This is a genomic window from Halococcus salifodinae DSM 8989 (assembly GCF_000336935.1).
Classification (GTDB): Archaea; Halobacteriota; Halobacteria; order Halobacteriales; family Halococcaceae; genus Halococcus; species Halococcus salifodinae.
In genome coordinates this window covers 1-14874 of sequence record NZ_AOME01000009.1, presented here as the reverse complement: position 1 = coordinate 14874, position 14874 = coordinate 1, and the positions used below count along the sequence as shown (strand labels likewise).

Genomic DNA, 14874 nt, shown 5'->3' with positions numbered 1-14874 from the left:
TACGACTCCAAGGAGGAACTCTACGAGTCACTCGCCAAAGCCGGAACGACGACTTTCCACGGCTATGCCACTCTCTACGCGCGAGTGCGCAACAAACGCTACACGCTGGCGGTGCGCCGTCTCACCGACGGCGACACCGCCAGCTCGATCCTCGCGGAACTACTCGGCGTGCTCGACGGCCTTGACCTCGAAGTCAAGGCTGTCTACCTTGATCGCGAGTTCTACGACACGTACTGTCTGACGCTGCTCGCTGCCCACAACTACGCGTACGTCATGCCGATCGTGAAGTGGGGCGAGGCGATCCAGACCGAACTGAGCGAGGGCTGGAGCCGCGTGATCGACCACGACCTCCNTACGTCATGCCGATCGTGAAGTGGGGCGAGGCGATCCAGACCGAACTGAGCGAGGGCTGGAGCCGCGTGATCGACCACGACCTCCGAGGCGAAATCGACGGTCACACGTGGACCGTCGATTTCCCGGTCTACATCGACTGTACGTACCAGCAAGGAAAGTACGGCGAGGAAGGTGTGGCGCGTCACGGCTACGCCGTCGACGCGCCGTTCATTGAGATGCCACGCCAGGCTCGGAAGTACTACAGCCGGCGGTTCGGTATCGAATCGACCTACCGTTTGTCCGAACGAAGCATTGCGAAGACGACGACACAGAATCCGGCGGTGCGGTTTCTATACGTGCTGATCAGCTTCCTTCTCCAGAATGCGTGGCGGTATCTTCACTGGGAGTACGTGGCGTCGCCGCGCCGAGGCGCGCGACGCCTCTGGTCATGGCGATTCGACGAATTCCTTGGGATGGTACGGCGAGCAGCGGAGACGGCGCTCGCGGTGCGTCGCGCCGTCCCCGCGAACAAGCCACCGGACGACCGCTTCGAGCGCTAATCCACCGACCGGGATAGTCCGCTCGGCGAGTGGCANGTGCGTCGCGCCGTCCCCGCGAACAAGCCACCGGACGACCGCTTCGAGCGCTAATCCACCGACCGGGATAGTCCGCTCGGCGAGTGGCAACACCGTCGCGTCGGCGGCGGAACGCCGCCGACCGCGACAGGTTTGTTGCTCTCAGTGCCGAACTGCCGCTCCAGCAACTGCTCGACATCACCATCTCCTCCGAGTTCACGTCTCAGAAGGAGTTAGTTTGAGAGCATTGTGAGGTACTGAGNCTGCCGCTCCAGCAACTGCTCGACATCACCATCTCCTCCGAGTTCACGTCTCAGAAGGAGTTAGTTTGAGAGCATTGTGAGGTACTGAGAATACCTGTATCGGCTACTGAGCAGACAATCAAACGTCAGCTCAAATGGTTCACCAAACCCGAACGTGACTGGACGGACGAAAAAGCCAATACCTATCGAATCGCCAACACGGGCGAAAAGGTGCTGGTCGCCTACGACGATTTATCGATCACCGTTGGACAAATCATCGAGAAAGCAGAATGGTTCCAACGCCTTCCGTTGGAAGATGCGACTGTTCCGGTGAACGAGCTCACCGATGCAGTCGTTATCGCATCGAATACAGCCAGTCCCTCGAATGTACTCGGAGCCGCTTTCAGACTCTGCGATGTTCACGTGAACCAATTTCGATGTGTCTGCTCGATCTATAATCCACTTCTGTTCTTTGCTTACAAAACGATGCTTAATTTCGGTGTCAAGGCTGAAGCCATCCTTGATTGGGACAGCTATGTCAAATCAGACCAAGACAGGAAAACCGACTTTGCCGCTCATGCCAAATGTGAGCACTATCAGCCACTCTATCTCGAAGATTCCCATACGCTCGGCATCGGAATATATGATGATCGAAAAGTTGCGGTTGGCGCATACAATGAACGCGGCGACGGGAAACACATCGCCATGATTGTAAGCGAAAATCCGAAAATCATTGAATGGGCTGAAGATCTATATGACACATACCGAGAGATGGCTCACTGCCCAGACGAAAATCCTCCCGATATTGATGGCGGTTTTGATGGACGTGAGTGGTGACTTCGAATCATTCACACAACACAAACACCCTCTATCGACTAAATCTCAAACAGATTAATTTCATACCACATGGATTTTCGGGATCGGAAAGGGCGTTACGATAAGTCCATCCCCCACCTCACGACAGACAGATCCAGAACAAATGAAACGGTCGTGGCTCGGATCAAATGTGGCTACATTCGCCCACACCCAGAAAATCCCGCTACTGCTTAGAGACGTTCATATCGGCGACGAACTCTGCCGGTTCGGCGTCGGGGTCGTGGAGGAATCGTTCGCCAAGCTCTGTAATCTCGTAGTAACCACGCTCTTCGGCAGCAAATGGCTGATGGACGAGTCCGTGCTCGGAGAGTTCGTTCCGCAATCTCCGAGAAATCTGTCCTCTAGAGGGAGCGATGTCGTCACCATGCACCTGGCGCAAACTAAGCCAAATTCCCTTCGGGGTGATAACAACGCCCGGCTGGTCCAGCAGATCAAGGACGTATCTATCGGTCCTCGTCATCCACGGGACTGGTGGGGGCATCTGACCTGAATACACCCACACGGGGGTTTAAGACCGATGAAGACCACAGCAACAGTTCTCACCTAAGAACATTAATGCAGTTAGGTAGGAACACATTTATCCGCTACGGTCTCAAACGGAGCTAATGTCAGAGGAGATCGAATGCAGAAAACCACCCCCTATCGACGCAGTCGATGTCTGCAAGCGTCGAGCAGCGGGTGCAGGGCGGACGCTCGGCTCACGAGTGTATCGTGTCAGTGCGGACAAACTCGACTTCGTAACCTGAGTGGATCACAGCCACTCGGAATCGGTCGAACCCGCACTGACTGTCTCTGGCAACATCGGATTGCTGACCATTTCAGCTATGAACAATCCAATGTCCCAAAGCAAGACCTCCTATGGTACCGAATTACGTAAGGGTACCGCACGTTCGCGGGACGCACGACATACCAACCAGCCGGAAACTACCGACAGCGAACCGGTAGAACCTGCGTGTCGCACGCGGGAAGTCGGGCGAGCGGTCGAGAGGCGCGAGTGGCGAGAAATCCCGTACAGCGAGCGCATCTTGGCGTTTTATGAGCCCTGCGAGTGGGATGAGTGCTATCCCGACGGGCCTCCTGATGAGGAGGAGGTCGCCACTGTCGTTCGGAGTTGCCATGCCCCAACAGCGTTCCACCGCTCTCGCCACAAAGCCGAGAGCTGTCAGCAGGAAGCGGATGCTGATCCACACAGCAGGGGCGTATCCATAACGATGCTGAGCGATCTCCAGGAAGGCGAGGGTGTTGTCTGGGATGATCAGTCAACTCCCCGGCGCGTCATCGAGACCGCTACCGGATCGGACGACACAGCCCGCCTTCGAGGTCCCAGCGGTGGTACGTACACTATCGAGGCCCGGCCCGGCAGCACGCAGCCGTATGCTATCTACCCTGCTGTCGGGCTCGTTTCCAGCATCCGGGTCGTAACGGCAGACGATGCGATAGAGGCGGTGTAGCGGGCCGAGCATGAACGGTATTCTCGGCCCCCTCCACCGCACTCTCACGGATTCTCTACGGTCTGTCATTGCGTCATACAAAACCATATATACCAAGCGATGCACCGTCAGCCCAAAGCAAGGGCTAACGAATCAGTGCCGACGAGGGGGTTTAGAACACTTCATCCTCGCGGCCCACGGAACATATAGGTTTCGCCCTACGCGCAGAGGTGTTGCTGTCGCTCGCGTGTGGCGACGACCGAACTCCGCTAGAGAGACGGCTGTCCGCCAGTCCGTCTCGATCGGGACAGATCGGGGTCCACCCGTGGGTACGGCGATCCACCCGGCCGCCAGCACGACAACAACGGGCCATGACGTCATGGCCGCTACAAAGGCAACACGACCACTCCACGATCGAGGCACGCAAACAGGATCGACGCTCGGGAGCCGCAGCTGGTCGTATATAGCACGCTGCAAGCCGATTCAAAACAGCGGGAGGGCACTACATCCACGTGAGAATGACACAACAGTAATAAGGCGGGCGGCAGACGTAGACGCAAAGCTAGGAAAGAAATATAGTGTCGATGGGAGCGGGGAGTCCCACGTCCCCGTCCCAACAAACATCTGGAACCGGTCGACCTCCCTGGACTGGGTTGGTCTTACCGGTTTCTCATCGGCCCACGATATTAACGTTTGCCACTCGGTGAGCGACAGCTCTCGGCAGTCGATAGCTCTCGCTCATCGCACGGCAAACAATATCGTCGGGTACGACGACGGAGCCCGGTCGTCAGCGCTGGAATACTGGGCCAACACCCCCATGACAAGAGACCAATCTCCATCCAGCGCTGACAGCATCGCTTCCGACCACCTCGACAGCCAGAACGCTGCGCGCCCCTCCAGCGAACCGACCACCCGGACAGCCCTCCGCGGCCGACGCCCGACACACGCGAGGAATCTGAGCGCACCTGAACAAACGACCAACGGGAGGGGTCGCTGATGCGTCTCGACGCTTCGGGCCAGCTCATCAAGATTACCGTCCCCGAAACGGTCAGTTGCACCGCCTGTGACGGACACGCCGAACGGCTGTTGAGCACATATCAAGAAGAGGGGATCGCGTACCACAATTATTGGTGCTGCGACGACGCCTGCCCTGCGGCTGGCGCTATCATCGAACATAAAACCGACTACAATCATCGCGTGGGTCCGGTGTTCGGTGATCGTGATCTCGCCGTCCGTCTCGCTACCCAGGTCCATCTAGATGGCTCGACCGAGCCGGGAGAGATCACGCCATGAGCGGTGGAAGCTCGATCGGAGGCGCGAGGTGAGCCACGATGCCGGATGCAGGTCTCACCCTCACCTAGCAGCCGCCGCTCTCGCCACTCGTCGAGATCCACGCCGACGATACTGCACACCGCCTATGGAGGCAGATCGCCCTCGACCACGACTTCCAACGAAGGTTCGTCGCTGCCGTCAACGATCTCGTTGGCGACCTCGACCACCGCAGCCAACGCGAAGAGCGGCTTCGAGAGGCCGGCGTCACCGCTCTCGATGGTGTCTACGCCGGGATGGTTCCGTCGCTCGCCCGCGCCGATGCGCAGTTCTTCGAGGTCTTGCGCCAGAACGCTCAGTTCGGCACCTCCGGACGGTCGGTCGCCGGTTGGCACGTTGATTTCGAGGAGGTAGCCGACGGCCCGCTCGCCGTCCTCCGCGAAAGCGATCGGACTCCAACCATCGCCGTCCGCATCAACGATGCGTTCGGTGACCTTCGCGCGGAGTACCGCAAGGACACCGCCTGGTTGCTCGCCGAGCTCGCAAGAGCGGTTGATCTCCGAATCATCGCGACCGGCCGCTGGCAACGACGACTCGTTCGCCAGTACCGCGAACACCTCCCGGCTGTTAGCGAACAGTGCAGTGCAGGCCTGTCTGAGAACAACATTACGCAGCGCGTCGAGACCGCACGCGACGTTCTTGATCCCGATGGTCGGAAGGTCCGTATTCTCCATCAGCTTGCCGACGAGGCGTCTGAAACCCTCTCGTACACCGAACTCTACGCCCTCCACCAGACCACAAAGGGAGCCGTCCGCCAGTGTCTCACTACTAGTGACGACTCTCTCGCCGAGCTCGGACTCGTCGAAACCTTCTCTCGAATGGGTGAGAACGGGAACGCAGTCGAACTCCTCGCCGCCGGCCGCAACCTACTCGACAGACTCGATAGCGAAATCGGCAGACAGCAGCGCCTCGAAGCGGTCGTTAGCGAATCCGGAAATCCCTCCGACGATAGCCGTGTATCCCCGCCCGCACGTGAGGGCCGCCACCGCCCCACTGCGGAGGCCGAGGCGTGCTGTGCGGAGCGCGGTGGCGGTAGCGGCGGCGGTGCCGGGGCGGCTCCCGACCGCCATCGTCTCCCCTTCCATCATCAGGTGCGGTCAGCGGCCCGCCATCGCTACGCTGCGGCCGCCGGCAGCGGTACTGACGGCGGTATCACACTCGTTGACCACCCGATTGGGGTGAAAGATGACCGTGGCGAACCCCACTGGTACTATGACCACGAGGCTGATCGCCTACTGGTCGGTGGCGAGTACGATGATCCCATGCAGTGGTGGGTGTGTATTGCACTTGCGTTAGCCAACGCCCGAACCTTCCGCCACGTCCTCACCCCCGACCGCTTCGAATCAGGCAAGCTCGGTGATCTGCTCGCCAACCACGCTGATTTGCTCCGGAACTCCCGGTGTCTCGGCTATCTCAAAGACGCCGACGCCACCGCCGAAGACTACACCGATGCGCTGCTCGAAGCTGCCGAAGACCTCAGCGAGCTCACCCAAGACCTCCATCGCGAGAATTACGAGGATTGCAACCGCTTCCGCGCGGATATCCTTCGGGAAGCTCAGGGTCTCGCCGGCACGATCGTTCACCTGCTCGATCTTGCCGACGTCGACGTGGTTCGGGAGGCGCGTATCCCGCGCTTCTCGCGGGATTTCGGCAAGAACCAGCAAGCAGACCTCGCCGAAACGCTCTCCGTCGGCGCGTCGATTCAGTCCCGGTACGGCGAATCCACCGCGTATCGCCAGCTGCTCGAATCTCGTGAGGACAAGCGCGAGAGCGCTATTCCGCCAACGGTGGATGCCGACGATCCGTTCGGCGAGCTCATCGGATCGTTCGTGGTCGTGGGCAAGAGCGTCGACCAGCTCGCCGACCCGCTCCGCCGGCGTCTCTCGAACCGAGAGATCCACGAGGACGCTCCGGAGTTTTCGGTTCCTATCCCGGTCGAAGAGGCTCCCGACCGCTCTCAGACGGCTCAAGCGGTGCAGGTAATGTGCCGTCAGAAGTCGATCCGACCGACCCGTGCGGCGACTTCGATGCTTGCAGCCCTCACTGGGACGCCGTACGACGCTGCGAGAGCACTCCACAATCTCGCATCGGAGACGAAGGCACCGGGACGGACACTCCGCCTCGACGAGGTCCGGTATGGTCTCTCGGCTCTCAAGCCTACCCGTCTCCTGTCTGAGATGGGGAAACCAGCCCTCTCGAAGATCGTTCACGCNAGGTCCGGTATGGTCTCTCGGCTCTCAAGCCTACCCGTCTCCTGTCTGAGATGGGGAAACCAGCCCTCTCGAAGATCGTTCACGCGCTGCTGATCGCCGAGACGCCCCTTGTGCAAAGTGAACTCGCCGAGCGAGCCGACGTCTCAGCACGGTCGATTCGCACCTACACAGACCGTCTCGCAGCGTTCGATTTCATACAGCAGACCGAGGCTGGGTGGCGCTTCGCGCTGCCGTTCCACACCGACAAGGAGCGTGGTGAGAACATCCTGCCGGAGTTCGTGGCAACCGACGGTGACTCGACAGCGACCGGGACGTTCACTCGGGATGTGCTCGCCGAGGCAATCTACGACCTGCTCGATCCCGATCGGTACGTCGACCCCGATGATCCCATCGGGGGGGCGCTATTCGCCGATCCGGGCGAGATGATCCCGGCGCTCAGGAAGGCGTGTGACTGGCTCGATCCGTGGATATCGATCGTTTGGACACTCGTTGGTCCCGAGCTCGAAACCCAGGAGCCAGCACCGAGGGCGACCGTGGCGATCGGCGTCGAGCCCGAGCAAACGAGTCTCACAGCGGCGGCCGCCGGGGGAGCTGATTGAGATGACCGATACGACCCGATACAGTCTCGATTTCCACCCAGACTGTCCGACGTGCGACGAACCCAGCGCACATCGTTCGGATCTCGGCGTGTGGGTCTGTCCGTACTGCGGCCGCCTCGCGATCGAATACACTGACACGCCGGACGGACCGATGCTGGAGTACCTACCATCCGGTGATGACCCGATAGAGTGCATCAAAGTTCTCGGCGAGATCGCAACTCACAACGGTCTCAAGGCGATGCTTGGATCGCCGTTCGCATCGAAAGAGGACTTGCTCGATCTCTCGATGGCGTCCACGGGCCGCCGGTGGAACCCGGATCGATCGGCGTGGACGGTGGACGCGAGCGCGATCAAGGAGGTCAAGGAACAGCTTCGAGACGCCGGTTGGCCGGTGGTCGACTTCGTTCAACTCCGTCACGAACGCCGTCAGGAGTATGTCTGATGGCTGCTGGAAGCACTACCGGGCGGCTCGGCATTGACCTCGTCACGATCCTTCGCGAGATGGACGAGAGCGCCGAACCGTGGAAGCTTCGACCGCCCGAGCAGCCCGACGACCCGGCGAAACTTCTCATCGGAGCGCAGCCGGAGCTCGTTCGTGGCCACTTGGAGGACGCGGGCTACTTGATCCGCGATCTCACTCTGCCGGTCGAGCGTGACGGTTGGGTTGCTGCGTGGGAGGTCTCGTCGTGATCAGGGTGGCGGGGCACACCGGAGCCGCTCCAGCGCTCACTTCGCCTTATGACTCGGTACAAATCCTGCTACTCTGTAGAGCGTGAGGGAAAGTATGGGGCGCAAGAGGCACAAGCTTGAAGTCCGCAGCTTCTTATACTCTGTACACAGAACGCAGGTATTGGAACAACAGAACGAGCGCAGAATGTGCGGCAGGGGCTTTCGTCTCGCGAGAGCCGGCTGCTTTCACAACTCGCCGGAGAGGGCAACCAGATCATCTCGGTCAGCGACATCGAGCATTCTCTCGGTGTCGCACCCAACGCGGCCCGCGAGATCGCCTCCCGTCTCACCGAGAAGGGGTGGCTGGATCGACTCTTCCCCGGTCGGTATCTCATCATCCCGCTCGCAGCTGGCGAGGAAGCGGTGTACACGACTCATGAGTACCTTATCGCTTCACACATCGCCGAGCCGATGTACATCGGATACTACAGTGCGCTCAGTCACCACGGACTAATCAAACAGGTCCCGCGGACCGTCTACATCGTCACACCGTCGCGGGCCCGGAGCCGCGAAATCCACGGCGTCCCGTATCGCGTGGCGACAGTCACCGAGGGGAAGTTCTTCGGGTACGAGCCAGTGTCCATCGAGGGAACGGCGGTGAATATCGCTGACGTGGAGAAGACGCTCGTCGACTGTGCCGACCACCCCGAGTACTGCGGTGGTATCCAAGAGCTCGCTACAGCGATGGTCGCCGCGGACGAACTGAGGTGTTCGTGGCCGACGGTCGCCACGTACCTCCAGCGGCTTGGTAACGGTGCTGCGACCAAGCGAATCGTCTACCTCGGCGACCTCTTCGGGATCGATCTGCCGGAGCGTGAGAGGCTGATCGCGTCGTTCACGAGCGGGTACTCGCTGCTCGACCCGACGCTGACCGAAGGGGGGCGCTACGACAGCGAGTACCGCCTTCGAGTCAACGTCGACACGGACACACTCGGGCCAACGGAGTCCTGATCCTGATGATAACGCAGGATCGCCTCCGAGCACGTGCCCGTGAGCTTGGTGTGCGGCAGGGCTACGCCGAGAAGGACTACGTCAACTCGTGGATTCTCTGGGGTATTTTTCACGAGCGAATACGGAGAGAACCTCCTATTCAAAGGCGGGACAGCACTGAGTAAACTGTACTTCCCTCAATCATGGCGGTTCTCGAAAGACCTGGATTTCGGCGTCACAGGTCAGTATCAGGGATCTCTGGACGAGCTTAGCGCGGCACTCGAGATGGTCACCGAGCACTCCGGGATCGAGTTTACTGTCCGCGAACACCACGAGTCTCGCCAGCAGGACTATCCAACACACTATGTCGACGTGAGTATCCAGTACAGGGCAGTCCTCGGGCACCCGAATACGACCAGCCTCGACATAATGGTTGACGAACGAGTGGTGTTCGACCCCGTTCGTCATACGCATGAATACGAAGACGTTCCCAAATTCGAGCTCATGGCCTACAGTATCGAAGGCATTTTCGTGGAGAAGCTTCGGGCGATCTTCCAGCGTGGTGCTGCGAGAGATTACTACGACCTCTATCAGCTTTTAGAGATCGATTCAGTCGATATTGAGTTCGAGGAGGTGTACCCCGCTTTCGAGGCGAAGTGCGAACACGATGGCCTTTCGGTCGATCTTGCGTCGGGGTTGCCAGCGGATCGGCGTGCGGATATCAGGCACCAGTGGGAGACAACGCTTCCCGACCTTACTGGCGACCCGCCTGCCTTCGATGCTGTATGGGAACGACTGGACGCAGCAATCACTACCAACGATAGATAACCTCGCCGTCTTCGTCGACAGTCGTAGCGCCTCTGTGACCGCGTTTAATCCGCAGACTATCCACAAACAGTATTATGTCTATAGACAGAAAAACATCTATACTACTTAATCTATTCCTACTATTCGTACTATTTGTGCCATCGGCGCTATTCAAACTGTTTGCGGCCCGTAGATATAAGAAGGAGGGGAATGTTCGAAGATAGTATGGTTACTACAGACAGCTTGAATAGCATGAATAGCCCAAATAGCCCATACGAACCGGCCGAGATGGACGGGGATTCCCGAGCTGTTTCGGTCTGTATGCTGAAGGGGGGCGTTGGAAAGTCGACCATCGCGGTGAATCTCGCACGGCACCTCGCCCAGAGACACGACGTGCTCATGATTGATCTCGACCCGAACGGCCACGGCTCAGTCGGCCTTGGGTTTGATGACCACTACCGTAACACGGACGAGGGTATCGGCGATGTCTTATTTGACGAGGCGGATCCGACATCGCTCGTCTACAATACTGACTACGAATTCGATCTCCTTCCTTCGAGTGAAGATCTCGAACAGGTTGAGCGCGAAATCGTCGTCGGGGACGTCTTCCAGCCGTCCGCGCTCCTGAAGCGAGAAGTAGTGGAGCCACTGCTCGGTGACGAATACGACTATATCGTGATCGACTCGCCGGCCTATCGCTCTCGGCTCACCGACAACGCCCTCGTTGCGACAGCGAATCTGATACTTCCACTTGCGCCCGGTAATGAGGCTATATCCGGGCTCGAACGGACGATCGAGCGCCAGATTTCACCCCTTCGTCAACATATAGATGTCGACGTGCTTGCGCTGGTGCCAAACAAGCTGAATGGCCGGATCGACCAGCAGACGCAAGATCGACGCCTCCTCGAGCGTCTCAACTCCCACGAGAGTCTACAAAACCGCGTTCCGAACTTCGCTCGCATCACGGACTGGGAGGCTGTCGACACCGGCGATATCAAACCGGCCCCAGGTATCCGCGACCGAACCAATATCACGAAAGCGTACGGCGAACGGAAACCACTCTTGGACTACGATCCAGACTGTGATCAGTTGAAATGCTTCGACGAACTCGCTCATATCGTCGCGGCCGGGGAGGTGGTCCGGCATGGCTGAGGACGACCCGTTCGCAGATCTCGGCAAGACTCTGGAAGATGAGTCTGACGGTCAAGAGAACGCAGCCGGCCCTCAGGAGCCCACAACAACTCCGTCTGATTCGACTGCTAGAGCGGACGATGAATCGGGTGTGGGACAGGGTGAGAACCCGGATCCGATGAAGGATGTAGCGTTCACGTATGAGGCAGCCAATCAACGGCCATTTTATGCACGCGAGGAGACTATTGAAGACTTCGATGCATGGTTGAACTACGAACTGGAGCGCGAACTCAACAACCGCGGGTACCGAAATATCGTTGTTCGCGAGATGACGGACGCACTCCTACGCACCGTCGTCGAGGCGGAACTGATCGATGAGATCGCAGAACAGTTCGAGCATGCGCGAGAAGACGCGGCTTCGAAACCGGACGAGTAGCATCCCTTAACCGACGACCACGGCACAACCGACGAATCCGAGAATCTCCCGAGCTGCACGGCCTGCGGATCCAGCACCGTCGAGCGGATGCCGGCCACGCGGTCCCAGTACCACTGTCTGGACTATGGCCACGAGTACGACGAGGGCGGGCGTAGAGTGATCCTCCAGCGACCGGCCAGAATTCCCATTCTAATCATTATACTCTTGATAAAACTGATATCACGAACGACAGGATCTATACATGAGAGAAGGAGCGGGACTGAGAACGAGTTGGACAGCTAACAACGAGTTGGCGGGAATGAGCCTCGTCGAGAAGGGCAGCGTTGACGACCGGACGAACTCGTATGGACTCACCGAGCACGGCTACCGAGAGATCGAGGCCCGTTGGGAGTGGGAAGACCAGTACGTCGGTGTCGAAGGCTAACGGCTGGAAGCCGTACTGTATTCTCGTCCCTGGTCGTAATCGATCGATCTCGCTCTCGGTGCCATCCTGTGGATCATGGTCACTGTTATCTGTCGGATGTGACCGCTCGACGAACGGCCTCTCCAGTGGGCTGCCAACTGTTTTCAGAAATAGCTAAGACAAAATATAAATATGGATCGGTCTCGAACCGTCCATATGGAGAGTTCTTCGCATGTCGCGCCGACGGTCGCCGAGGTGTATCGCACGATTCTCGCGGATATGTCTGAATCAAGTGAAGTGTTCGTGGCCGGTCTCGTCGAGGAGACGACCGCAGGCCTCGTGGAGGTGCTGGCCGATCTCGACGAGCCGCCTCTGGTTCGACTCCTCGCACAGGAATCACTCGTGAAATGGCTCCGTCGGGATTTTCATCTCGCCAGCNTCTCGACGAGCCGCCTCTGGTTCGACTCCTCGCACAGGAATCACTCGTGAAATGGCTCCGTCGGGATTTTCATCTCGCCAGCACCGCCGTGGATCTGGTAGCTGACGAGATACTGTCACTCCGTGTCACTGACCACGTGTTTGAGAGCGGGCTGGTTGTGGGTGAGGAGTCGGTGACGTCGATCGTGATGCCTGACGATCGGGCTGCTGGGCTCGGGACCGACGACACTGAATTCGTGGCGGCGATGCGCGAGCGGTGCGATGAAGCGTTGGAAACCGCTGGCACGATCGATTTGCGAACACCACCGCGCTCGCGCGTCTATGAGACGCTCGCCGACACGTTCGGCTCCGAGGTCGAGGATGACTTCCGAGCGATGCTTGAGGCAGTCGAGTCCACCCGGAGTGGCGGCTACGGCAACAGTGATGGTGACGCGCTCGATGAGGTGGAACTGACGCTGCTCGCAGCTGCGATCCACGGAATCCAGCTCTATGAGATCTCGAAATGGGGCGAGGATGTAGGCGTGGCGAGCAAAGCGACGTTCTCGCGGGCGAAAACCCAGCTCGAAGACCAGGGAGTGATCGCCACCGAGAAAGTCCCGATCGATGTCGGCCGGCCACGGCTGCGCCTGAAGATTGGTGATGACCGCCTCCGTGATGTCGAGGCGGCCGATCTCCCCATCACTGCCCGGGAACTGCTCGCATCGCCGCCAGCGGAGACGGGTGGCTGATCGAAACTGCGTTTCCGGAGTTCGATATATTTAACTATAGGAATAACCAGCATCCGGATATGAAGGATCTGACTGGGTTCCAGCGCGATCTGCTCTACACTATCGCGGGTCAGGACGAACCTCACGGACTCGCGGTCAAAGACGAACTCGAAGACTACTACGAGACTGAGATCCATCACGGCCGACTCTATCCCAACCTGGATGAGCTAGTCGAGAAGGGATTGGTCGAAAAGGGACAGATCGACCGGCGGACCAACTTCTATGAGATCACCCGGCGCGGCCGCCGNCTGGATGAGCTAGTCGAGAAGGGATTGGTCGAAAAGGGACAGATCGACCGGCGGACCAACTTCTATGAGATCACCCGGCGCGGCCGCCGTGAGATCGAGGCGCGTCGTGAGTGGGAAGATCAGTACGTGGCTGTCGAGGCGTGAATCCGCCGATGGTTCGTATCAGCGACCAGCAGCGGTCGACCCCGAGGCTGGCTCGCGCAGACGGGATTCAGATGCCACCCATCTGTGAGGGGAGAGCGTAATGGTCGAGATCCCCGACCAGCTGGAGTGTCTCTTCAGCGAATCGATCGACCAGCACGGTGATTCGTATCGAATCGAAATTCCACGGTCCGAACTCGAAGAGGGGACGATCACCAGCGGTGAGACCTACCGGGTGGCAGTTTTGGCAAGTACGCCCCACGGCGACGATGTTGAGACTCGCCAGCAATCGACTGGTACGCAGTCGGATGCGGATGGTTCCGACCGTCAGTCACCGCCAGTTGAGGAGGGTGACGTCCGCGACGTGACGATCGAAGCACTGGGCGATCAAGGCGATGGGATCGCGAAAATCGACCGAGGGTACGTCGTGATCGTGCCCGGGACGCATTCAGGCGACGAAGTGACCATCGAGATCGAACAGGCCCGGGAAAACGTGGCGTTCGCGCGGGTTCGCGACGACGCGTCGGGTTCCGATGACTCCGGAACGGACGATTTCGACGATTCATTCGCCGAGGAGACACTCGGCGAAAGCGAGTGAAATATTCTCGGCGTTCGACAGTCCTCTGAGGAAACCCCATTACTGCGGGGGATACTCTTATCCTACTCCCTCTGATGGATACGCTTGGAGGAGTGAAACCATGACAAGAGAGACGGATGACAAGCGGAACTTCGCACTGCGCGAGGAGAGTGGCGAGGAAACGAGCGTGTTCACGGGGAAAGTGCCTCGGCAGGCAGCGCTGAAGGCAGCCCGGAAGTTCGATCCCAGCGAGAGCGAGGACGCAGCACCCCGAGAGAAGTTCCGGCTCCGCGAGCGGGGGACGCACAAACTCCACATCTACGAGGGGTGGGCGTGGCGTGAGGACGCCCCAGAGGACAGCCCAGAGTGGATGCCCGAGACGATCACGGAAGCCAACGTCTCGAAGCAGGAAATCGAACACCTCGAAGAGTTGTAGCAGTACCGTTGTTGACACAGATTCATAATCGTCGAGTCAACCCGCCTGCATGGACCGAGAGCGGGACCGACGTCGACATGGACGAGATCGACGCGCGGGAGATCCCGATCCCCGCTCACTCGTGGTCGCCCGCGAAGCGCGTCATTCGGCTCTGTTGAATCGCCGTAAGGCGGTGGAATTCACTGTGTGACGGAGCGTTTGATGTTGTAGACGACACACATCAGGGTGATCTCT

18 protein-coding genes and 2 pseudogenes are annotated in these 14874 nt (G+C 59.1%); 19 read left to right on the top strand and 1 reads right to left on the bottom strand.

Annotated features, from left to right (window positions below):
* From C450_RS23405 to C450_RS20510, 5 genes and pseudogenes are all read left to right on the top strand, one after another.
* Positions 1-893, top strand: a pseudogene (locus C450_RS23405) (ISH3 family transposase); the annotation flags it as partial.
* Between the two features lie 488 nt (positions 894-1381).
* Complete coding sequence (locus C450_RS22765; protein WP_005038859.1) at positions 1382-1987, top strand: transcriptional regulator FilR1 domain-containing protein; 606 nt, start codon at positions 1382-1384, stop codon at positions 1985-1987.
* A 169-nt stretch (positions 1988-2156) separates the two neighbouring features.
* Positions 2157-2516: a hypothetical protein gene (locus C450_RS21980; protein ID WP_161606934.1), complete on the top strand. Its 360-nt coding sequence runs from the start codon at positions 2157-2159 to the stop codon at positions 2514-2516.
* Between the two features lie 115 nt (positions 2517-2631).
* Positions 2632-2772, top strand: a complete 141-nt coding sequence (locus C450_RS21975) for a hypothetical protein (protein ID WP_161606933.1) — start codon at positions 2632-2634, stop codon at positions 2770-2772.
* 1680 nt (positions 2773-4452) lie between these two features.
* Entirely contained in the window at positions 4453-4749 is a 297-nt protein-coding gene (locus C450_RS20510) for a hypothetical protein (RefSeq protein ID WP_080510242.1), read from the top strand.
* A gap of 122 nt (positions 4750-4871) precedes the next feature.
* On the opposite strand, the gene C450_RS21355 is transcribed toward C450_RS20510, so the two are convergent.
* Positions 4872-5459, bottom strand: a complete 588-nt coding sequence (locus C450_RS21355; RefSeq protein WP_152424378.1) for a hypothetical protein — start codon at positions 5457-5459, stop codon at positions 4872-4874.
* 1589 nt (positions 5460-7048) lie between these two features.
* On the opposite strand from C450_RS21355, the gene C450_RS00945 reads away from it, so the two are divergent.
* The 14 genes and pseudogenes from C450_RS00945 to C450_RS21970 all read left to right on the top strand — a co-directional run bounded on the left by C450_RS00945 (position 7049) and on the right by C450_RS21970 (position 14798).
* Positions 7049-7597 (top strand): hypothetical protein, encoded by a 549-nt coding sequence (locus C450_RS00945; RefSeq protein WP_005038847.1) that lies wholly within the window; start codon positions 7049-7051, stop codon positions 7595-7597.
* A gap of 1 nt (position 7598) precedes the next feature.
* Positions 7599-8039, top strand: coding sequence for a hypothetical protein (locus C450_RS00940; protein WP_005038844.1), 441 nt, complete (start codon positions 7599-7601; stop codon positions 8037-8039).
* Positions 8039-8287, top strand: coding sequence for a hypothetical protein (locus tag C450_RS00935; RefSeq protein ID WP_005038841.1), 249 nt, complete (start codon positions 8039-8041; stop codon positions 8285-8287). Before C450_RS00940 ends, C450_RS00935 begins: the two co-directional genes overlap by 1 nt.
* Before the next feature lie 159 nt (positions 8288-8446).
* The gene (locus C450_RS00930) at positions 8447-9277 is read left to right on the top strand and encodes a type IV toxin-antitoxin system AbiEi family antitoxin domain-containing protein (protein ID WP_049909769.1); all 831 of its coding nucleotides are present in this window, start codon (positions 8447-8449) and stop codon (positions 9275-9277) included.
* Between the two features lie 5 nt (positions 9278-9282).
* Positions 9283-10084: pseudogene (locus tag C450_RS00925) on the top strand (nucleotidyl transferase AbiEii/AbiGii toxin family protein).
* Between the two features lie 267 nt (positions 10085-10351).
* Positions 10352-11215: a ParA family protein gene (locus tag C450_RS00920; RefSeq protein ID WP_080510241.1), complete on the top strand. Its 864-nt coding sequence runs from the start codon at positions 10352-10354 to the stop codon at positions 11213-11215.
* A complete protein-coding gene (locus tag C450_RS00915) occupies positions 11208-11630 on the top strand; it encodes a hypothetical protein (protein ID WP_049909768.1) in 423 nt (140 codons plus the stop codon). The genes C450_RS00920 and C450_RS00915 overlap by 8 nt, the downstream gene beginning before the upstream one ends.
* A gap of 298 nt (positions 11631-11928) precedes the next feature.
* Positions 11929-12054 carry a hypothetical protein gene (locus C450_RS00910; protein WP_005038829.1) on the top strand — a complete coding sequence of 42 codons (126 nt, stop codon included), beginning with the start codon at positions 11929-11931 and terminating at the stop codon, positions 12052-12054.
* Positions 12055-12225: 171 nt separating this feature from the next.
* Complete coding sequence (locus C450_RS23620; RefSeq protein ID WP_449271545.1) at positions 12226-12522, top strand: transcriptional regulator TbsP domain-containing protein; 297 nt, start codon at positions 12226-12228, stop codon at positions 12520-12522.
* Positions 12441-13199: a transcriptional regulator TbsP gene (tbsP, locus tag C450_RS00900; RefSeq protein ID WP_049909767.1), complete on the top strand. Its 759-nt coding sequence runs from the start codon at positions 12441-12443 to the stop codon at positions 13197-13199. Before C450_RS23620 ends, tbsP begins: the two co-directional genes overlap by 82 nt.
* 59 nt (positions 13200-13258) lie before the next feature.
* Entirely contained in the window at positions 13259-13630 is a 372-nt protein-coding gene (locus C450_RS00895; RefSeq protein ID WP_005038816.1) for a helix-turn-helix transcriptional regulator, read from the top strand.
* A 100-nt stretch (positions 13631-13730) separates the two neighbouring features.
* Complete coding sequence (locus C450_RS00890) at positions 13731-14225, top strand: TRAM domain-containing protein (RefSeq protein ID WP_005038815.1); 495 nt, start codon at positions 13731-13733, stop codon at positions 14223-14225.
* 100 nt (positions 14226-14325) lie between these two features.
* Entirely contained in the window at positions 14326-14640 is a 315-nt protein-coding gene (locus C450_RS00885; RefSeq protein ID WP_005038813.1) for a non-histone chromosomal MC1 family protein, read from the top strand.
* A gap of 11 nt (positions 14641-14651) precedes the next feature.
* Positions 14652-14798, top strand: a complete 147-nt coding sequence (locus C450_RS21970) for a hypothetical protein (RefSeq protein WP_161606932.1) — start codon at positions 14652-14654, stop codon at positions 14796-14798.
* Positions 14799-14874 lie beyond the last annotated feature (76 nt).